A 20049-nucleotide genomic window follows, 5' to 3' on the forward strand; every position below is an offset into this window, starting at 1 on the left:
AACAGTGAAATTTTACTGTTCTTTATATGACCTTTTTAGTGGTTTTTTCGCCGGACCTTCTACTACTTCTCCCGTAATGGAGAAACGAGACCCGTGACAAGGACAGTCCCACGTGCGGTCACTATTATTCCACGCGACTTCACAGCCTAAGTGAGTACAGGTTGTATCGACAAGAAAGATATCTCCGTCCTCTGACTTAAAAGCGCCACATTTTTTATGCTCATAAGACACAATCCCGCCTTCCCCCGGTTTTAAATCATCAATTGTTTGATCAGCTCGCTTTAATTTACCACTGATCAGCTTCGCTGCAACATTGGTGTTTTCTTTGATAAAGTCTTTTACGAATGCGTCTGACACGAGTCTTGATGGAGTAAAGAGGGATTCGTAAGGATTCGATTTTCCTTCGATCAAATCTCCGATCAGTGTCGCTGCTACGTGGCTTGTGGTCATGCCCCATTTTCTAAAGCCTGTTGCCACAAAAATATTCGAATGATGTTTTGTCAGGCGGCCAATATAAGGAATTTGATCCATTGTGACCATATCATGTGTGGACCAGCGGTAAAGGACTTCCTTTATGCCAAGGGTGGCTTCACCAAACTTTTCTAGTGCTTCATAGTGTGCGGATTCATCTCCGCCTTGTCCGGTTTTATGGCCTTGTCCACCGATGAGCACGACATCTTCTCCATGGAATTTCGCCGTTCTTAATGAATGGGCAGGCTGATCAATTCCTAAGTACATGCCGTTTGGGAGCGGTTTTTTTGTTTTGGCTGCGACGACATAAGATTGCTCAGGATGGATTCGCGTGAAATACAGTCCTTTGCCATCGTAAAAAGGAAAGTGTGAGCATGAAATGATAGAGCGCCCCATCAGATGATGGCCACTTTTTGTGATGACAGCAGGGTGTTTTCCTTCTTTTACATCGACTGCCGTTGTCTGTTCAAATATGCGCACGCCTCGGTCAATGAGCTGATCAATCAGTGCATGAAGATAATGAAGAGGATGAAATTGTGCCTGCTGCGTCATGGCGAGGGCTGCCTTGATGCCAGCATCAAACGGGAGCGCTGTTTTCCATTCGCGATCGATACCGAGCTGTTTGTACGCATCTAATTCCTTCTTTAACTTTTTGACGCCGTTTTCTTCTGTTGTATAAAGGTAAGCATCTTTTACCTCAAGATGACAATCAATGTCATACTCTTTCACACGTGCTTGGATGTGTTCCTTTGCTTTTTCATTTGCTTCTACATATAAACGGGCTTTCGGCATACCAATATGCTGAATCAGCTCATGATAGTAAACATCATGCTGGGAGGTAATTTTCGCTGTCGTATGTCCAGTGGTTCCTTGCAATACTTGATCAGCATCTATGATGATGACATCCAGCCCGCGTTCTGTCATTTCAAATGCAGTAGCGATACCTGTAATACCGGCACCGACAATGATGACATCTGCTGTAAGATCTTCGCTGACAGTAGGAAAAGAGGGCTTCTCACTATCAGCTAGCCATAACGACTTTGCTTGTTCCGATCCTTTATGTTCTTGTTCCATGTTGTCGCCTCCAGTCACTTGTTGTGTATAATTTTTCCACGATGCTGAAAATCATACATTTTAATGGAAACAAGAGCGAAATACATAAAAAAATGAGCAACACATAAAAATAAACGAGATAAAAAGGAAGGAGTGGACTGACGTGTCAACAAAGCAGCCAAAGAAAACGTTACCGCCTCAGCATCAGAACGAACGTCCAGGACTTGAATATAAAATGAACCCTAGACCTATCTTTGATCGAGAGGTGCAAGGCAAAAAGCTGACAGGGAAAACGGCGATTGTCACAGGTGGAGACAGCGGGATTGGAAGAGCAGTATCTGTCTTATTTGCGAAAGAAGGAGCCAATGTAGCAATTGTTTATTTGAATGAACATCGCGATGCGGAAGAAACGAAGGACTATATTGAAAAGATGGGAGGCCGCGTCATTTTAATAGCAGGTGACCTAGGGGATGAAGCTTTTTCAAACGAGGTCGTCAAAAAAACAAAAGATGCTTTCGGTTCGATTGATATTTTGGTCAACAACGCAGGTGAACAGCATCCGCAAAAAAGCATTGAACAGATTACCTCTCACCAGCTTCTTCGGACATTTCAAACGAATATCTTTGCCATGTTCTATTTAACAAAAGCGGTGCTCCCTCATTTAAAGAAAGGAAGCAGTATTATTAATACAGCATCGGTCACTGCTTATAAAGGTCATGAAACCTTAATTGATTATTCATCGACAAAAGGGGCGGTTGTAACGTTTACAAGATCATTATCTCTATCTCTTATCAAACAAGGGATTCGGGTAAATGGGGTAGCGCCTGGACCGATTTGGACACCGCTGATTCCATCCACATTTACGGAAAAGGAAGTGTCTGAATTTGGTGGAGATGTCCCAATGGAGCGGCCTGGTGAGCCAGTAGAGTTAGCGCCGAGTTATTTATTTTTAGCGAGCGAAGACTCTTCTTATATGAATGGACAAATGATTCATGTGAATGGCGGAACCATATTAAATGGATAAAAACAAAAAACTTGCGGTAAAGAGACAAGCTTTTGTCTCTCTGCCGCAAGTAAAATCATCATGATTGATGTAAGCAATGTTCTGCATATTGAGCTGACAGGTCATTAAAATGCTTTTCATCACGCTGATCTAGCGCCTTGTCAATCTCTTCTCTAAGGAAGGTTAAGCGCTGTTTATAAAGCGCCTCATCTAAAACCATTTGAATATAAATGTCTAAAATAGTAACGCCATTCTCTTCGGTTTTTTGGGTGTTGCGGGACTTCATGAGCTCAGCATACGTTTTTTTCTCTTTCATAAAGAATCCCCCCGATGCCTTTTTTATAGTATATGGATTGGCGGAGAAAAAATCAACAAGAATTTATAATTTTTAGACAATTTATTTTTGAGCCATATCAACACCCCTTGTCCAGTCGACAAGATACGATATATCTTTAAAAATGGCTTTTAGATAGATCGAATGTACTAAAAAATATGATAAAAAGATGATTTTAAATAAATATTGAAAAAATCCTGCCGTTTCTTATACGTTGGTGATAGATTAATAGTATCTAAAATAACCAAAAATTAACACAGGAGGAAATGAAGTGTCAGGAATTAGTGAAACACCATTAGATTCATACGTCATTAATCAAACAACAATGGCGGTCCTTCCGGTTGAAGAAGGAAAACGAGTATATTCAAAAGTGATCGAAAGAGAGACAAGCTTTTACGTTGAATTAAAGCCGCTGCAAATTATAGAACGCAGTTGCAGGTTCTTTGGCTCAAGCTATGCAGGCAGAAAAGCGGGAACATACGAAGTAACAGGAATTTCCCACAAGCCACCCATCGTGATTGACTCATCCAATCATCTGTATTTCTTCCCAACCTATTCATCCAACCGCCCTCAATGCGGATGGATCTCCCACAAATACATTCATATCTTTCAGGAATCATCCCTCGGAGACACGGTTGTTACTTTTACAAATGAGCAATCGGTCAAACTAGATGTCTCATATAAGTCATTTGAGAGTCAGGTACACCGAACAGCGTATCTTCGAACGAAATTTCAAGATCGACTTGATGGAGGTCTTCCTAAGAAACAAGAATTTATGCTGTATCCAAAGGAACAGCAGCTCAACCTTGTGTATGATTTTATCTTAAGAGAACTTCGTAATCGTTATTAGTGAGAGACCAGCGGCAGACAGCCGCTGGACTGCTTACTCATCGCCATCACTTTTTTGCAGAAAAAACCATTGATTATCGTATAAAAAAATATATAATTTATCTATATCGTATAATTTTTTATACAGTGAAAGGGGTCATGGGGATGATGTATGAAGAGCTGGATACGCCGGCACTACTCATTGATAAACGGGTGATGATGGAGAATGTAGCGGCGATGCAGCAATACGCAGACCGTCAGCATGTCAAATTGCGCCCTCATACGAAAACGCATAAAACGCCTGCACTTGCCAAGCTGCAGGAAGAGAAAGGTGCATCTGGCATTACGGTGGCGAAAGTAGGAGAGGCTGAAGTAATGGCAGCCCATGGGCTCAAGGATATTTTTATCGCCAATCAAATTGTAGGTGAGACTAAACTCAAGCGGATTCGCAAACTGGCAGAGTCGATACAGATTTCTTTTGGTATAGATTGTGTTGAGCATGTGAAGCAGATTGAGCAAGTCTTTCGTGAATCAGAGAAAAAAGCGGAGGTTTTAATTGAGATAGAGGTTGGAGAGGGAAGGTCTGGTGTCATTGAAGAACGTGATTTCTGCCACATATTAGAGGCGATTCAAACAAGTGATGCCGTTCATTTAAAGGGGATTTTTTCTCATGATGGTCATACGTATCAAGCGGAAAGTAAAGCACATTGCCGGACATTATACAAGGAGGCTGTAAATCGAACGCTCCGTTTTGCGCAGATTGCAGAAAAAGCTGGTATGCCGCTAGAGGTCGTCAGTATTGGATCAACACCGCCATTTTTATTTCAATTTGATATCCCAAAAGGAGTCACAGAAATACGGCCAGGCACATACATCTTGATGGATGCTTCCCAGTCCAATGTAATCGGCACATATTCACATTGTGCAGCATCTGTGCTGACGACGGTCATTAGTAAACCGACAGAGCGCCGGGTGATTACAGATGTAGGGGCCAAGGGGCTGACGGCACAAACACGTACAAAAGGGCTGACGAAAACAGAGGGCTTAGGCAAAGTGAAAGAATATGATGATGTATTTGTTTCAAGCGTATTTGACGAGCATGCCATTATCTATCATGAAGGCTTTCGTCAAAGTGTACAGATCGGTGAGAAGGTGCAAATTATTCCGAATCACATCTGTCCTGCTGTGAATCTTCATGAAAAAGCATACCTCATTCAAGATGGTGAAGTGGTAGAAGAGCTGGAGATTGCTTGTAAAGGAAAGTTGCAATAAATTGGTAGGATCATAAAAGGCGCCGAAAGGGGTCTTTTTTATTTGATTAAAAATGACGAAGATGAAATAGATTGAAACCAAACGTGCCTCTCTCGTCGTCTATTGACTGTATCATCATGAAATGGCAGGGAAATGTGAACCATTAGAAGGATTTTCATTCATTTCCGCATAAATCACAGAAGTGATACATGCGGTCTGTTACAATAAAAACAAGTCATTTCTTGCAATGTGTTCGTATGAGGTAAAAGTTGATCATATTTGACCGATATGAACAAATGGGAAAGAGAAATGGGGGCCCTGTATGAAAAAACGATGGCATTTGATGCTGCTATTTACCGTGACAGTGACACTACTCACGGCCTGCAATCAAGCAGGTCAGCCGCCTTCAAAACAAAACACAAAAGAAGCTGCGTATGAACAATGGGTTCAGCGTTATATGGATGAGTTAAATGAAGCATATGAAAACATGACCGATCAATTTATTTCAGATGGACATGGAAAAATTCAAGTAAATGAAAAATTGACAAAAGCGACGAAAGCATTCGACCGTGTCATTCAAAAAGGGCTTACTCATCAAGAAGTGCCAGCTGTGTATCAAAAGGCAGACAAACAATTAAAGACAGGTCTTGCTTCATTTGAAAAAGGAATGAGCAAGGTAGAGCAGCTGTTGAAGCGTCCTGATCAAGAAAAGCTGTTTATGTCAGCAACTCAACATTTTCAAAATGGATTGCAAGAGACAGCCTCTTTCATTGAAGAAGTAGGAAACGTTCAGCAATCACAATGAAAAGCCTGGAAGAGAGACTTCCAGGCTTTTTTAGATGTGCAGTGTTTGCTTTAATCGGCGTACACCTTCTTGAATCATGGCTTCATCCGTACAGGCAAAACCAAGCAGCAACCCTTTCCTTTTGCTTTCATAACAATAGGGGCTTAATGGATAAATGCCGACACCTGCCGCTTTTGCGGCCTCAATCGTGCCTTGTTCATCAAAGTCTGATGTTCCTTCTAAAAAGACGTGAAGGCCTGTATCGGTTCCATATAAACGGAAGTGTTTGTCAAAGTGATGTGTCAAAAGAGCATCCATCATCGCTGCCTGCCGTTTTTTATACACCTGTCTCATCCGCCTGACATATCGCGTAAACTCTCCTTCTCTGAAAAAAGAGGCAAGAGTGATTTGCTCCATGATCGGCAGCTGTCTTTGAATAAGTGATTGCAGTGCAGCGATTTCTTTGATGACTGCTTTGGAGCCGATGATGGCAGCAAGGCGGATGCCTGGAGCAAGTACCTTGGAAAAACTGACAATATAGATCACATGATCGGGTGCTTCTGAAAATAAAGAAGGAAGCGGTCCGCCATGATAACGATAATCCCCATCAAAATCATCTTCTAATATGTAAGATTGAGCCTTCGCAGCAAACTGCAGCAGCTCCCGTCTTCTATTGACGCTCATACAGACACCGGTTGGCCGCTGATGAGAGGGCGTTACAGCGATCAGCTTTGTACGTTCTGGCAATGTATTCACCATCATTCCTTCTTCATCGACTGGTGCGGGGTAAATATTCATTTCGCGATGTAGAAAGGACAACCTAGCTCCAGGAAAACCAGGATCTTCAACAGCGACTGTATCTCCTTTTTTGAGCATGACTTGTGAAATCAAGTCAATGGCTTGCTGTGTGCCCCCTGTTAACACCATTTGGTCTTCTTCTATATCAATGCCGCGTTCAACCGATAAGTATTGGCGAATTTCTGAACGCACTTCCCATAATCCATGCGGAGAAGAATAGCCCCAATCCTTCATATTTAAGCGCTGTAGTGCTTTTAGAAGCGAGCGTTTCCATATGTTTTGAAAATGGTCATCGATGGCTGGTTCTTGATGGCGGAAATCAATCTCAAGTGTGTCATGAAATTGATTGGCCGAGAGCCAGTGATCCATTTGTTTTTCAGCCTCGTCAAAGTGAGGTCTTGTCGGAAGTGCAAAAGGCGGTTCGTTTTGATGTGGGGGAGAAGCAGCATAGTGATCACTTGAAATGACCTTTGTCCCGCCTCTTCTAGAGGTGCTGACATAGCCTCTTGCCAGCAGTTCATCATAGGCAAGCTGTACGGTGGATCGAGATACGTTGAGCTCTTGTGCTAATACTCTTGTCGGAGTCAACTGATCATCAGGATTCAGTGTGTTTGTATGAATTTTTTGAATGATGCCATTGACGATTTGCTGCCAGAGCGGGGTAGAGCTGGAACGGTCTAAATGAATGTACACAGTGCACCTTCTTTCCTTTGTCATGTCATCATTGATGATGACATGGAATTATGGACTGGTCAATAGCTTCATTTTTGGATGTGGGAAGAAATCCAAATGATGTGTACACTGGTTCATATCATTTACACAGAGGAGAGAGTCCCATGATTCCTGCATCAAAAGAAGAAACAGCACAGCTATCCATGATTCCGTTTGTGTTCGTTTTATTTAGCCTTTTTATGATTACAACAGCAGTGAACCTGCAAGTCCCTCTTTATACGGAATATGCAGAGCAGGCAGGATACGGAAAGGCGTCAACAGCCCTTGTGTTTGCTGCGTATGTTTTCGGACTGATTCCAGTATTACTGTTACTTGGCGGCATGTCTGACCGGGCTGGACGAAAACCGATTTTATTGATCGCTCTTTGCTTTTCATTATGTGCCACCCTGCTCATGATCGTGCATCCGACCATACAAATGCTCTTTGTCGCCCGGCTGCTGCAAGGAGTGGGACTTGGGTTAAGTGTTGGCACATGTACTGCCTACTTGATTGCTTTATATCCAGAGAAATCGGGCTGGATCCCAACGTTTATCGCATTATGCAGTTCAATTGGATTTGGTGGAGGTGCTCTTTTTACAGCGATTCTTTCTTTTGAGCAAGTGTCACTGACGCCTCTTAGCTATTGGATTGTGTTGGTCTTGATTATGTTGACGATTGTTGCTGTATTCTTTTTGGTGCCGCCTGTACAAGGGGATGCAAGTAAACCGCTAATGAACATGCCGAGGTTTCCAAAAGGGACAATGCCTGCCAACTTAGCCATTGCTATCGCATGGTCTGTGTGCGGTCTTGTCATTTCGATTTTGCCAGCACAGCTTAAATTAAATGGCTATGAATTGTGGGTAGGCCCGGCGCTGTTTTTTATTAATATGGCAGGTGTTCTGATGCAGCCTTTTGTCCGAAAGATGAATAGCAGTGCAGCGCTTCGTATCGGTTTTATTTGTCTTCCGTGCGGATATGGCCTGCTGTTATTCGGTGCTAATAGCGGGTCTATATTCCTTGTCCTTGCTGGAACTCTTTTAGCGGGCACAGCTTGCTATGGATTTACTTACTTAGGCGGTCTCCAGCTGATTGTTGAGAAAGAGAAGAAGGAAGCGGCTAGAGCCGTTGCTGGATATTACTTGTTTGCGTATCTAGGTCTTGGCATACCAAGTGTGTTCGTTGGTCTCTTTGCTGATATGTACGGTACTCAGACAGTGTTAACGCTCTTTTTCATGCTCGTGTTGGCTGCCTGTCTGATCTTGTTTAGTTTAAGTTTCAGAGAGAGGCAAAAGTGAAATGGATTCTTTCTCTTTCCTCTCCAATTCGTTTAAAATAAAGACAGAAGAGGAGGAGGGAAATGAAAAAAGTACAGCTAAATGGTGCGATGTGCAGATCACAAGAGGAGCTTCATGATCAACTAAAAACAGTGTTACAACTTCCTGATCATTACGGGAAAAATCTTGATGCCCTTTGGGACTGTTTAACAGGAGAAGTGAGTATGCCTGTAGAGCTCACGTGGATTCACTATCAAGCAAGCAAAGACGAGCTTGGTGATTATGCAGAGAATTTGCGGCAGTTATTTCAAGAGGCTGAAGAGGAACTGCAAGGGCAGTTTCAATTGTATATTGAAGCGTAAAAAAGCAGCTGATCCCAAAAGCTGTTTTTTTATGCAGTTTTCACCCTTTCTCATTCTACTATTGAATATTTCACTAAATATGATAATATATGAACTGCCGTTAATTGATAATGATAATCATTTGTGGCAGAGAGCTTGATAGAAAGTGTGAACCCTGTATGAAGTTGTACCAATTAAGTTTGTTGTTTGTGTGTTTGGCATGTGCGTCGCTGTTTGTCGGAGTACAGGACCTGTCTCTTTTACAGTTGTTTCATCTATCAGATGAACAAATGAACACCTTATTTTCAAGTCGCATCCCGCGGCTGATGAGTATTGTGCTTGCTGGCATGAGCCTGAGCTTATGCGGTTTTATCATGCAAAGCATGACGAGAAATAAATTTGTCTCTCCAACGACTGCAGGAACAATGGATTGGGCCAAGCTGGGTATTTTAACCGCTATGCTTGTTTTTACACAGGCAAGCCCGCTGATGAAAATGGCGATTGCGTTTTTATTTACGTTAGCTGGCAATCTATTATTCTTAAAAATTCTACGCCATATTAAGGTGAACGATACGATCTACGTACCGTTAGTCGGCTTAATGTTTGGCGGAATTGTTAGTTCAATTTCCACGTTTATAGCCTATAAATATGATTTGATCCAAAACGTATCCGCATGGCTGCAAGGGGATTTTTCTCTTATTGTTCAGGGACGTTATGAACTACTCTATGTGAGTGTTCCTCTATTGATCATCGCGTATTTATATGCTGACCGCTTTACAGTGGCTGGTATGGGTGAGAGCTTTGCCGTCAATTTAGGTTTAACGTATAAACGTGTCATGGCAGTTGGTTTGGTGATTGTTTCGATGATTACTTCTGTAACGATTTTGACTGTTGGCATGCTACCTTTCCTCGGCTTAATCATTCCGAATATTGTATCGATCTACCGAGGGGATCACTTGAAAAAGAGCCTGCCGCATACGGCTTTATTAGGGGCCATTTTTGTGCTCATATGTGATGTACTCGGACGGGTGATCATTTATCCATATGAAATATCTGTCGGGCTTATGGTCGGCATTATTGGAAGTGCGATCTTCCTGTACATGTTATTAAGGAGGAAGCGCTATGCATAAGAAACGAACATTATTTCTCATTGCAGCCATTGCAGCCGTATTCATTGTCATCTTCGTCACCTTTCAAATGGGGTACTGGGAGTACACAGTGCCGAGCCGTTTAAAAAAGGTGCTTGCCATGACTTTGACAGGAGGCGCGATTGCCTTTTCCTCTGTTGTATTTCAAACATTGACCAACAACCGAATCTTAACGCCAAGCATTTTAGGGTTAGACGCGCTTTACTTGTTTTTGCAAACGGCGATTATTTATCTTTTTGGATCGACCAACTTGATGATCGCGAATAAGAACCTGAATTTCTTTCTCTGCGTTGGATTAATGATTCTTTTTTCTGTGCTGCTCTATACGGTCATGTTCAAACGCAAAAACAAGCATATTTTCTTACTCCTGCTTGTCGGGATTGTGTTTGGAACATTGTTCAAAAGTCTTTCTTCCTTTATGGAAATGCTCATTGACCCGAATGAATACCAAGTCGTACAGGACAAGTCCTTTGCCAGTTTTAATCACATGAACACAGATATTTTACTCTTCGCTTCTCTTTTATTTGCGGCACTTTGTCTTTATATATGGACCTTCCGCGCGAAATTAGATGTCATGTCGTTAGGAAAGGAACAGGCTGTGAATCTCGGGATTGACTATGACGGGATCACAAAAAAGATGCTGATCGTCATTGCTGTCCTTGTTTCTATTGCGACCGCCCTCGTTGGCCCGATTACGTTTCTTGGCTTACTCGTTGTAAATGTGGCAAGAGAGCTGTTTCGTACATATCGGCACACGTACTTGCTATTAGGCTCGTTTTTCATTAGTATTATTGCGCTTGTAGGCGGGGAATTTCTTGTGGAAAAGGTATTTACGTTTCAAACACCGCTTAGTGTGCTGATTGATTTAGTCGGCGGACTGTATTTTATTTATCTACTTTTAAAGGAGAGTCGTTCATGGTCGTGATGAAGGGAGTCAGTAAGACATATAACGGAAAAACAGTGCTTCACGAAACAACTGTCAGTGTAAAAAAAGGACAGCTGACCTCTCTCATTGGTCCAAATGGCGCAGGCAAAAGTACGCTTTTGTCCATCATGAGCCGCCTGATTCAACCTGATACAGGGGCAGCTTATTTAGAGGACAAACCTTATCGTGCATACTCTCCTCAGGAGCTTGCGAAAAAAATGAGCATCTTGAAGCAGTCGAACCACATGAGTGTGCGTCTGACCGTTCGTGAGCTTGTCAGCTTTGGCCGCTTTCCTTACTCACAAGGCCACTTGACAAAAGAAGATGAGAACATGATTGATGTGTCGCTTCAATACATGAGACTCGTCGAAATTCAGCATCAATATTTAGATGAACTAAGCGGCGGACAAAGGCAGAGAGCCTTTATTGCCATGGTGCTGGCTCAGGATACGGATTATATTTTCTTAGATGAGCCTTTAAATAATTTAGATATGAACCATTCAGTTGAAATGATGAAGCTGTTTCAGCAGCTCGTGAAAGATCTTGGAAAAACGATTGTTGTTGTTCTCCATGATATTAACTTTGCATCTGTCTATTCAGATCACATCGTTGCCTTAAAAGAGGGTCAGGTGATCAAAGAAGGAAGCGTTGATGAAGTGATTCAAACAGAAGCACTTGAACACATTTATGACATGCGCATACCGATCGAAGTCATTCGTGGTGAGCGTATTTGCTTATATTTTTCTTGAAAAAATGAAGAGGTGATCAATCATGAAAAAATGGATTTGGATGATAACAGTACTAACAGCGATTGCTGTCCTTGCTGCCTGTGGTAACCAAGGGAAAACAGCGGGAACGAATGAGGAAACCGTAACAGTAAAGGATATGTTGAATAAAGACGGTGTGAAGATCAAGAAAAACCCGAAAAAAGTCGTCGTTTTTGATATGGGAAGTCTCGATACACTTGATAAGCTTGGTGTCAACGTGACAGCCTTACCAAAACAAGTGATTCCTCACTATTTATCTAAATATGAAAGTGACAAATATGAAAATGTCGGCGGGTTAAAAGAGCCAAACTTTGAGAAAATTGCAGAGATGAAGCCTGACTTGATCATTATTCAGCACCGTCAAGCAGATGCATTTGATGAATTTTCTGAAATTGCTCCGACGATTTATATGGATGTAGATAATGCAAACTATATGGATTCATTTAAAAAGAATGCTGAGACGTTAGGGAAGATTTTTGATAAGGAAGACAAAGTCAAAAAAGAACTTTCTGCTATTGATCAAAAAGTAGATGCATTAAAGAAACAAGCAAAAGAGTTAAAGAAAAATGGTCTCGTCATCATGGCGAACGACAGCAAAATGACGGCATTTGGTCCTAAGTCAAGATATGGTCTGATCCATGATGTATTTGGGATCACACCAGCAGATCAAAAGCTAGAGCCATCTGATAAACACGGACAAAGCATTTCGTATGAGTATATGGTCAAAACGAATCCAGATTACTTATTTGTCGTGGATCGCGGTGCGGCGATTGGAGAAGAAACGTCTGCGAAACAGCTTGTTGAAAATGATTATGTGAAATCAGTCAAAGCGGTTAAAAACAATCATGTGGTGTATTTAAACTCTGACATGTGGTATTTAGCAGGCGGCGGCCTTGAATCATTGAATGCGATGATTGATGAAGTGAAAAAAGGAATTGAACAAAAGTAATGGATGAAAAGCTGCTCCTATCGAGCAGTTTTTTATTGTGGATACATAAAAATATGTTGCGTGCAGGAAACTTTCATCAAAATATGTTATAGTGGAACCTACATTGTGAGACTAAGATAGAGTGAGGGTTCGGAAAGGATGAAGGAGAAAACAAGATCAAAAAGAAGGCTAAGACCTTGGGTGAAAGTCGTGCTGTTTATCATGGCATTTGTCATGGTTATGGCTGTATCTGTCACAGGATATGCATACTATAAAATTTCAAAAGCGTCGAATAAAGCGCAAGTATCTTTAGAAAGAGGAGAGACCTCGCAAAAGCGTGTGAAAGCTTTTGATCCAGGAAAGGATAGCTTTTCGGTGCTGCTCTTAGGGATTGACAGCCGTCCAGGTGAAACGGTAGACGAAGCAAGAAGTGATGCGGTCTTACTGGCGACGGTGAATCGAACAGACAAAACGATCAAGCTCCTAAGTATTCCTCGTGATTCTTATGTTGATATACCGGGGAGAGGATATGATAAAATTGCTCATGCCCATGCGTTTGGGAGTGCAGATTTATCAGTCAAAACGGTAGAGAATTTGTTAAACATCCCGGTAGACTATGTAATTGCAGGAAACTTTAAGGCGTTTCAAGACATTGTCGATGAGCTAAATGGAATTGACGTAACGATTGAAGATGAAGGCATTGCAAAACAAATGGAAAAGGATTCAAAAGGAAAAGTTCATGTGGAAACAGGCACGCATACGCTCAGTGGTGAAGAAGCATTAGCGTTTGTGAGAACGAGAAAGGCAGATAGTGATCTCATGCGCGGAAAGCGCCAAATGGAAGCACTTCAAGCCATCTTTGAAAAATCAAAATCCATTTCTTCCATACCGTCTTATGACAACATCATTGATACACTTGGGGATAACGTCTCCACCAATTTATCCATGAAACAGTTGATCGGTCTATTCCCTTTACTGAGTTCATTAAAATCAGTGGATACCATCCAATTAAAAGGGCACGATTACCAGCCTGGGAATGTGTATTACTTTGAGTTAGATGGACCAGGATTAGAAGAAGTGAGACAAGAGCTGAGAAAACAGCTCGAATTGTCATAATGGAGAAAGAGCCTGCCGCTATGGCAGGCTTTTTTTAATAATAGAGGGTTGCAGGCATCGTTGGGTACCACACACCATTTAAAGCAAGCGCCCAGCCATACACCTTTTGACCTGATTCAATCTTGTCCTTTACCGAAGTGAGCGCTTCGTATGAAAAGACTTGATAAGACTGTCCGGTTTTTTTAGCGACAATGACCGATAGAATATTGTCATTGAATACACTTGGCTCTTCGTCCGTACTCGTCCAAGCAATTCGATTATAGTAATTCATGTTGAAAGGATTTTCGAGTGCTTTCACTTCAAACTTTACTCGTTTTCCAACGATAGAAACCGTTGTATAGGCTACACTTGTTATTTGTGTAGATGCTGCTGGGGCTTGTTTTCCTGTTTGCAGTGGTTCTAATGCTGACACTGTGCTTGGCACAAGTAATCCTGCTGCTAAGGTAAGTGCTGTTATTTTTTTGAACATGAGTTGGAACCTCCTAATTTTTGGTATAATAATCAATTCGCCAAAAAGTGAAGAGTTCCTTCTATAAATGTAAAATATAACCATATTATTTTCCTGAATGGAGGAAATAATGGGTGAGCATTTCCTCTACACGATGACGTATACGGGGATTAAAATATTTATGCTTTTCTTCATAGCCATTGATCAGAAATAAATATGTCGTAAATCCTTCATCGTGTTCAATTTGCTGTACGTTCATTTTTTCTTTACGTAACTGTTGTTTCAGTTGATAAAGGGCTTTTTGTGCTTCTTTTAATGAAGAGGTGACTAGCTGAATATATGGTTCATTTAGTTTGAATGTTTGATGTTTTTTAAGGTGCGTCAAATCACGATTGAGGATGGAGATGACCATTGGAAGAAAGATGGCTTGTTCCATCATCTGAAGTTGTACGCTTGATAATCTCGTCATGTCCATGCCTGCTTTCTTTATATATAGAACATTTGTTCTTATTTATTATATCGGATGAGTTAAAAAATCTCAAGGGGGGGGCTGAGAGGGATTCATTTGTATATTTTTATGTTTTCCATGTAAAATGAAAGATAGACAAACCTTGAAGGAGTCAAACAAGTTGCCATTATTTCTTTCTATATTTACTCATGAAAATATCACATCATTTTTTGAAAGCTACAAGGCTTTTGGACCCATTGTGGCTATATTACTCCCTTTAATAGAAGCATTTCTACCGTTTTTACCTCTCGTGGCATTTGCGGTGGCCAATGCAAATGCTTTTGGGCTATGGGAAGGCTTTTTATTGACCTGGATTGGTGCAAGTGCAGGGTCTATCCTTGTCTTTTTACTGATCAGAAAATTTGGACAGATGAGGATGTTGAACTTTATTAGCAGACACCCTTCTATTCAAAAGCTAATGCTTTGGGTTGAAAAGCGGGGATTTGGTCCGTTGTTTATTTTACTCTGCTTTCCTTTTACACCTTCTGCTGCCGTTAATGTCGTAGCAGGTCTATCAAGAATCAGCGTCTGGCAGTTCTCATTAGCTGCTTTATCAGGGAAGTGTGTCATGCTCTTTATTATTAGTTTTATCGGCTATGACATTTCAGCTTTAGTAAAGAATCCGTTAAGAAGTGTTTTTGCGGTTCTAGTCATTGCTTTATTATGGTATGTTGGAAAGAGAGTAGAAAATAGGTTGAATATTCGGATGAGTCAGCGTGAGGACAAAGGAGGCTCTTAATGAAAAAGAAGCCATTGCTATGGTTCATGATTATTACATGCATCGTCTTGTTGTTCCAAGTAAAGAATTTCATGTTTGTCACGTACAAAGTAGAAGGGGTTAGTATGGACCCGACATTTACAGATGGAACAGAATTATTAATTAACAAGTTCTCGCCAAAACTCACGAAAATTAGCCGGTTTGACTATGTATTATTTCATGGCCCTAAAAATCAAATCTTGATCAAACGGGTCATTGGGCTTCCAGGAGAAACAATCAAATATGAAGATGATCAACTGTTTGTTGATGGTGTAAAGTGGAAAGAGCCGTATTTAAAAGAGCAGAAAAAACATAAAATGGGCAACGTCCTAACAGGTGATTTTCAGCTGAAAGCCATCACCGGTCGTCAGAACATACAAAACAATCATTACTTCGTGATCGGAGATAATCGAATACATAGCTTTGACAGCCGGCATTTTGGAACGATCTCAAAGGATCAAGTAGTCGGTGTAAAAAGGAATCATGATGAATAAAAAAGAGCCGCTCTGCTTATGCAAAGCGGCTCAGCGTGTAGACAAACCCTCGCATTCGTTGTCATGTCTGCTCTCCAGTGCTCACGAATGTCAAATTCGCTCCGCTCTGGTGCTCGACCTTCCTAGACTTCAAAGGTTTTCTATCACGCTGAAAAGAAGACAACGGGCTAAAATCAACATCATTTTAGCCCGTTGTCAGACAATCTGAAAGCCGCTCTGCTTATGCAAAGCGGCTCTTTCTATTTAGCGGCTTTATAATCAGTCTGTCTTTTTGCCCAGACATGATGTAAGAAACGAAAAAACGGTGGTAGCATGGCGATGACCAAAATAATTCTAACGACTTGTACAGCCACAACAAAGGTGGAATCCTCATGAAGTGTAACAGCTGTTGTGGCCATTTCTGCAATACCGCCAGGCGAAAAAGCAAGAATGGCCGTAATGACAGAAATACCTGTTATTTCTGCAATGGCAATTGAACTGAGAACGGTCGCGGCAATCAATCCGGCTGAGCTGACGACGGCCACAATCAAGGTATTTTTTAGCCCGACAAACATTTGTTTATTCATTTTTGACCCGATGGTTGCCCCTAGAAATACCTGTGACGCAATGTTCGCTTGGGCTGGCCAGTAAGGAATCAAATCATGACCTGTCAAGGCGCCTGCCCCTACTTGGAGAGCTGCCACACCTAACATACTGCCGATGAGCCAAGGGGCAGGAAAGTGAAGACGCACAGCTAGGCGTGACATCAGCCATGCCCCTAAAATGAGTGCAGCAGTCCAAGAAATGTTTGATATTGTGAAAACGCCTGATGAGAAGGCGCTGCCTTGGGCGACTACCGCATCTGATTGGCTTTTTGTATTTAAATAAAATACCGTAAATGGAATGGTCAGTACGACCATTAACACACGTATCGTTTGTACGAGACTTACTACAGCTGTATTTGCTCCAACCTCTTGGGCGATGCCCGGCATAGCGGAAAGACCGCCGGGGGCAGTGCCGACAAAGCTAGTCAGCATATCTGTTTTACTCAGCTTCCATAAGACAAACCCGGAGAGCATGGCTAATAAAATAGAAAAGACGAGCATGAAACTCACGGGAAGCCAATTTTCAGCGAAAATGTGAAGGACTTTCATGTTCATTTTTTGTCCTAGTTCGATTCCGAGAATGAATTGACCAAGGAGTAGCCATCTGCTGTGAATACGTAAGGTATTCTTTCCTTTACGCTGAAACAGGGCGGGACGGCGCAGGGCAATAAATGCAGCTGTCATTAATGTGCCAATCATCCAGCCGATAGACATCCCTGTTAGAGATAAAAGGAATCCACCTAAACCGCTTACCGCAATCAAAATGAGATCGGTTCGAAGGCTGTTTCCTTGCTTCATCACGTATAAACCTTCTTCCTGTATATTTGTTCAGTAAGTGAAATGTTGTTATCTTCACTATAATACAAAAGTCTCTATAAATAAAATACGAATTTTTTTAGTATTTTCATAAGATTATCTTATGGTTAACTCTGTTAGAAAAAAGATTGTTTTTGATATAAATGACATATAATTTTTGTCAAAAACAAATACAATATACAACGATTTTCCCCTATTTTTGTTATCGGTTGACTATCATTTTCAATTACACTACAATGCTTAGTGTGAGGTGATGACATGAAAATTCCTTCTTTTAAATATAACGAAAAGGGATTGAACCGCTTTTTCGGTCCTTTAGAAGGAAGGATTATGGAGATCCTTTATCAAGGTGAGGATATGCCGATTAAAGAGGTACAGCAGAAGCTGTCAGATGAGAAGCCAATTAATTTCAACACGGTCATGACGGTACTCAATCGATTAACCGAAAAAGGAATTGTGGAAAAGAAAACAAAAGGGCGTTCATCTATCTATAACCCTGTTTTAACAAAAGAAGAATTTCTAAATGAGCAAACGAAATGGATTACTCAAGGACTGATGGATGATTTCGGCCCCCTTGCAGTCAATCATATGGTGGACGCAATTGAAAGTGCTGATCCTGAATTACTGAAGGTACTCGAAGCAAGGCTTGCATCCAAAAAAGAGGAGAAACGACATGATTAAAATGAAGTCGAGTCTGCTGTTTTTAGGCGGTATATTGATTGGCTTAGTGATCTTTTACCAGATGGGCTATTATGTACTCTCAAGCTTTTTTGGCTGGAATCAAGCATATAACCTGATCCATGTATGTCAATCTGTTCTCGAATTTTATGGATTCACTCCTTTAAAGTATTTTCTGGATGCGTTCGTCTTGTATACGCTTGGTTTTGCCGTTTTCTATATGACAAAGCAGGTCAGAAAGTATCTTCATTTCAAAAGAAATATGATGATGGCAGTCGATCAACATTCAACGCAAACTCTATCAGACAAGTATAGAAATGAGATTATTGTGTTTCATTGCCATGAACCGCTTGCTTTCGCAATGGGGATGCTTCGGCCAAAAGTGTATCTCTCAACAGCGCTTATAGACATGCTGGATGAAGGGGAAATCGATGCGGTTGTCTATCACGAATTACATCACAAATACAGCTACGATCCTTTAAAGACTTTCGCTTTCTCTATGCTCACAAAAGTGATTTGGTACATTCCTGTGTTAAAGCATATGAGACAAAGTTACTCCGTTTTTCGTGAAGTCATTGCAGATGACTATGCCATTCAGCAGACAGGGACTGAGCTTGGAGTAGGGCAAGCCCTTTTGAAACTCATTAAAAAAAGAACCCAGTTTCAAAAACAAACGAAATTTGCCGTGTCCTTTGGAGACCGAGCATTGAATTTAAGAATCCAAAAAATCTTAAACCCAACATACAACATACCGTTCAATGTACCACTTATCCCAATTGTGACATCAACCATCCTCATGTTGGTCTTAATGATTATGCTCAACTTAAATTACTAATTTTTTTTACGAATGAACATTACATGATGTAGTGTAAAAATGGGAGGAAATCACTATATGAAAACAAATCAAGAAATAGGAACACTTTTTGTACGCGTCATCTTAGGCATTATTTTCTTTTTACATGGACTTCAAGCATATCAAGGTGGACTAGGAGGCACTGCGGCATTTTTTGGTCAAATTGGTGTCCCAGAATTTATGGCCTATATTGTCAAAACAATTGAACTGGTTGGTGGAATTGCCCTGATTCTAGGTTTAGGCACACGTCTTTTCGCAGCTTTATTTGTGCCAATTATGGCTGTAGCCATTATCACAGTTGGTTTTGCAAGAGGATTTGTGGGCGGTTATGAATTTGAACTTTCTTTAATGGTCATGGCGCTTTACTTGACACTTAGTGGAAGCAAGATGCTATCGATTGATGGATTGTTAAAACAACAGCAGCAAAGCAATGAAGCAAAATTTCATTAAATAACAAAAAACTCCTTCTGCGATTTGTAGCAGAGGAGTTTTTTTATGGTCAAAAGGTCGTTTTATCATTAAAAAAGGAAAAGCGAAGAGTCGTTTTGATGATGACAGCCCTTTATTTCACATATTGAATGAGCAAAAAAGCAATTTCATTTTTTGACGGAACATACGATCTCCTATTAAAATAGGAGTAACTAAGAAACATGGTGCGTTAAAAGATATAGAAACCAGACAGCATGCTGCTGTTCATCTTGAGCAATACGCTTCATTAATTCCTTTGTTCCTTGATCACGGACATAGTCTGATACCGTTAAGTAAAAATCGACTGTTTTTTGTTCGTCTTTAAAGGCAAATAAGAGACCTTCCCTAAATTGGTCTGGACAAGGCTCTGTTATGCTTGGTTTGTGGTTTTTACCAGTCAAAGAATAGTATAGCTTTGTAAATAGCTGATAATGTCTGACTTCATCCTGACGTATTTCTTGAATGATTTTTTTCGCTTCAGGATTTTTTGCTTTTTGTGCAAGTTTTTCATAGCATTGGATCGCAGAATATTCGCCATTGATGGCCTTTTCAAGGTCTGCAATGATCCTTGTGTTTTGGCGCATGTCATATGGCGAGTAGTCATAATAACCGTAATACATGATATTGCCAGCCTCCTTTTAGATCATGATGGTTTATGATATGAAAAGAGTCGGGAAAGGTGCCTATTTTCTTTTCGATCGGAGGAGAAAG

Annotated in this window: 23 protein-coding genes; 16 read left to right on the forward strand and 7 right to left on the reverse strand. The window is 41.0% G+C overall.

From position 1 onward, the window contains the following. Nucleotides 1-12 precede the first annotated feature (12 nt). Complete coding sequence (locus ID12_RS09870; protein WP_050827113.1) at nucleotides 13-1545, reverse strand: FAD-dependent oxidoreductase; 1533 nt, start codon at nucleotides 1543-1545, stop codon at nucleotides 13-15. 142 nt (nucleotides 1546-1687) lie between these two features. Here ID12_RS09870 and ID12_RS09875 point away from each other — a divergent pair, with 142 nt between their 5' ends. Further along, nucleotides 1688-2548 carry an SDR family oxidoreductase gene (locus ID12_RS09875; protein ID WP_050827114.1) on the forward strand — a complete coding sequence of 287 codons (861 nt, stop codon included), beginning with the start codon at nucleotides 1688-1690 and terminating at the stop codon, nucleotides 2546-2548. 58 nt (nucleotides 2549-2606) lie between these two features. On the opposite strand, the gene ID12_RS09880 is transcribed toward ID12_RS09875, so the two are convergent. Further along, a complete protein-coding gene (locus ID12_RS09880) occupies nucleotides 2607-2843 on the reverse strand; it encodes an IDEAL domain-containing protein (protein ID WP_050827115.1) in 237 nt (78 codons plus the stop codon). A gap of 289 nt (nucleotides 2844-3132) precedes the next feature. Here ID12_RS09880 and ID12_RS09885 point away from each other — a divergent pair, with 289 nt between their 5' ends. The 3 genes from ID12_RS09885 to ID12_RS09895 all read left to right on the forward strand — a co-directional run bounded on the left by ID12_RS09885 (nucleotide 3133) and on the right by ID12_RS09895 (nucleotide 5745). After that, the gene (locus ID12_RS09885) at nucleotides 3133-3711 is read left to right on the forward strand and encodes a competence protein ComK (RefSeq protein ID WP_017366958.1); all 579 of its coding nucleotides are present in this window, start codon (nucleotides 3133-3135) and stop codon (nucleotides 3709-3711) included. Nucleotides 3712-3854: 143 nt separating this feature from the next. Beyond that, nucleotides 3855-4961 carry a D-TA family PLP-dependent enzyme gene (locus tag ID12_RS09890; RefSeq protein ID WP_050827682.1) on the forward strand — a complete coding sequence of 369 codons (1107 nt, stop codon included), beginning with the start codon at nucleotides 3855-3857 and terminating at the stop codon, nucleotides 4959-4961. A 301-nt stretch (nucleotides 4962-5262) separates the two neighbouring features. Next, nucleotides 5263-5745 carry a hypothetical protein gene (locus tag ID12_RS09895; protein WP_019743337.1) on the forward strand — a complete coding sequence of 161 codons (483 nt, stop codon included), beginning with the start codon at nucleotides 5263-5265 and terminating at the stop codon, nucleotides 5743-5745. 30 nt (nucleotides 5746-5775) lie between these two features. On the opposite strand, the gene pdxR is transcribed toward ID12_RS09895, so the two are convergent. Then, entirely contained in the window at nucleotides 5776-7215 is a 1440-nt protein-coding gene (gene pdxR / locus ID12_RS09900; protein WP_050827116.1) for a MocR-like pyridoxine biosynthesis transcription factor PdxR, read from the reverse strand. A 143-nt stretch (nucleotides 7216-7358) separates the two neighbouring features. Between pdxR and ID12_RS09905 the strand changes: the two genes are divergently transcribed. From ID12_RS09905 to ID12_RS09935, 7 genes are all read left to right on the forward strand, one after another. Beyond that, on the forward strand, nucleotides 7359-8528 hold the full coding sequence (locus ID12_RS09905; protein ID WP_050827117.1) for an MFS transporter: 1170 nt from the start codon (nucleotides 7359-7361) through the stop codon (nucleotides 8526-8528). Between the two features lie 62 nt (nucleotides 8529-8590). Next, on the forward strand, nucleotides 8591-8869 hold the full coding sequence (locus ID12_RS09910) for a barstar family protein (RefSeq protein WP_039963454.1): 279 nt from the start codon (nucleotides 8591-8593) through the stop codon (nucleotides 8867-8869). A gap of 158 nt (nucleotides 8870-9027) precedes the next feature. Next, nucleotides 9028-9978 carry an ABC transporter permease gene (locus ID12_RS09915; protein WP_017366964.1) on the forward strand — a complete coding sequence of 317 codons (951 nt, stop codon included), beginning with the start codon at nucleotides 9028-9030 and terminating at the stop codon, nucleotides 9976-9978. Further along, entirely contained in the window at nucleotides 9971-10921 is a 951-nt protein-coding gene (locus ID12_RS09920) for an iron chelate uptake ABC transporter family permease subunit (RefSeq protein WP_050827118.1), read from the forward strand. The genes ID12_RS09915 and ID12_RS09920 overlap by 8 nt, the downstream gene beginning before the upstream one ends. Next, a complete protein-coding gene (locus ID12_RS09925; RefSeq protein WP_050827119.1) occupies nucleotides 10912-11670 on the forward strand; it encodes an iron ABC transporter ATP-binding protein in 759 nt (252 codons plus the stop codon). The genes ID12_RS09920 and ID12_RS09925 overlap by 10 nt, the downstream gene beginning before the upstream one ends. 22 nt (nucleotides 11671-11692) lie before the next feature. Beyond that, complete coding sequence (locus tag ID12_RS09930; protein ID WP_050827120.1) at nucleotides 11693-12637, forward strand: siderophore ABC transporter substrate-binding protein; 945 nt, start codon at nucleotides 11693-11695, stop codon at nucleotides 12635-12637. Nucleotides 12638-12775: 138 nt separating this feature from the next. Then, complete coding sequence (locus ID12_RS09935) at nucleotides 12776-13732, forward strand: LCP family protein (protein WP_008348636.1); 957 nt, start codon at nucleotides 12776-12778, stop codon at nucleotides 13730-13732. 34 nt (nucleotides 13733-13766) lie between these two features. On the opposite strand, the gene ID12_RS09940 is transcribed toward ID12_RS09935, so the two are convergent. Together ID12_RS09940 and ID12_RS09945 are read right to left on the reverse strand one after the other, a co-directional pair. Then, nucleotides 13767-14201 carry a hypothetical protein gene (locus ID12_RS09940; RefSeq protein ID WP_035700181.1) on the reverse strand — a complete coding sequence of 145 codons (435 nt, stop codon included), beginning with the start codon at nucleotides 14199-14201 and terminating at the stop codon, nucleotides 13767-13769. 85 nt (nucleotides 14202-14286) lie between these two features. Beyond that, nucleotides 14287-14649: a YhjD family protein gene (locus ID12_RS09945; protein WP_008348633.1), complete on the reverse strand. Its 363-nt coding sequence runs from the start codon at nucleotides 14647-14649 to the stop codon at nucleotides 14287-14289. A 160-nt stretch (nucleotides 14650-14809) separates the two neighbouring features. Between ID12_RS09945 and ID12_RS09950 the strand changes: the two genes are divergently transcribed. Both ID12_RS09950 and lepB read left to right on the forward strand, forming a co-directional pair. Next, complete coding sequence (locus tag ID12_RS09950) at nucleotides 14810-15427, forward strand: TVP38/TMEM64 family protein (RefSeq protein WP_017366969.1); 618 nt, start codon at nucleotides 14810-14812, stop codon at nucleotides 15425-15427. Further along, nucleotides 15427-15939 (forward strand): signal peptidase I, encoded by a 513-nt coding sequence (gene lepB, locus ID12_RS09955; RefSeq protein WP_007499139.1) that lies wholly within the window; start codon nucleotides 15427-15429, stop codon nucleotides 15937-15939. The genes ID12_RS09950 and lepB overlap by 1 nt, the downstream gene beginning before the upstream one ends. 239 nt (nucleotides 15940-16178) lie before the next feature. On the opposite strand, the gene ID12_RS09960 is transcribed toward lepB, so the two are convergent. Continuing rightward, nucleotides 16179-17321 carry an AbrB family transcriptional regulator gene (locus ID12_RS09960; protein WP_025207105.1) on the reverse strand — a complete coding sequence of 381 codons (1143 nt, stop codon included), beginning with the start codon at nucleotides 17319-17321 and terminating at the stop codon, nucleotides 16179-16181. Between the two features lie 276 nt (nucleotides 17322-17597). Here ID12_RS09960 and ID12_RS09965 point away from each other — a divergent pair, with 276 nt between their 5' ends. Genes ID12_RS09965 through ID12_RS09975 form a run of 3 tightly spaced genes read left to right on the forward strand, consistent with a single transcriptional unit; the run spans nucleotide 17598 to nucleotide 19320 of the window. Further along, nucleotides 17598-18020 carry a BlaI/MecI/CopY family transcriptional regulator gene (locus ID12_RS09965; protein ID WP_007499135.1) on the forward strand — a complete coding sequence of 141 codons (423 nt, stop codon included), beginning with the start codon at nucleotides 17598-17600 and terminating at the stop codon, nucleotides 18018-18020. Further along, nucleotides 18013-18852 (forward strand): M56 family metallopeptidase, encoded by an 840-nt coding sequence (locus ID12_RS09970; protein WP_050827121.1) that lies wholly within the window; start codon nucleotides 18013-18015, stop codon nucleotides 18850-18852. The genes ID12_RS09965 and ID12_RS09970 overlap by 8 nt, the downstream gene beginning before the upstream one ends. 57 nt (nucleotides 18853-18909) lie before the next feature. Beyond that, a complete protein-coding gene (locus ID12_RS09975; RefSeq protein WP_008348626.1) occupies nucleotides 18910-19320 on the forward strand; it encodes a DoxX family protein in 411 nt (136 codons plus the stop codon). 191 nt (nucleotides 19321-19511) lie between these two features. On the opposite strand, the gene ID12_RS09980 is transcribed toward ID12_RS09975, so the two are convergent. Continuing rightward, the gene (locus ID12_RS09980) at nucleotides 19512-19958 is read right to left on the reverse strand and encodes a ferritin-like domain-containing protein (RefSeq protein ID WP_007499129.1); all 447 of its coding nucleotides are present in this window, start codon (nucleotides 19956-19958) and stop codon (nucleotides 19512-19514) included. Nucleotides 19959-20049: the final 91 nt, after the last annotated feature.

This window comes from Bacillus altitudinis, assembly GCF_001191605.1.
GTDB classification, from domain to species: Bacteria; Bacillota; Bacilli; order Bacillales; family Bacillaceae; genus Bacillus; species Bacillus altitudinis.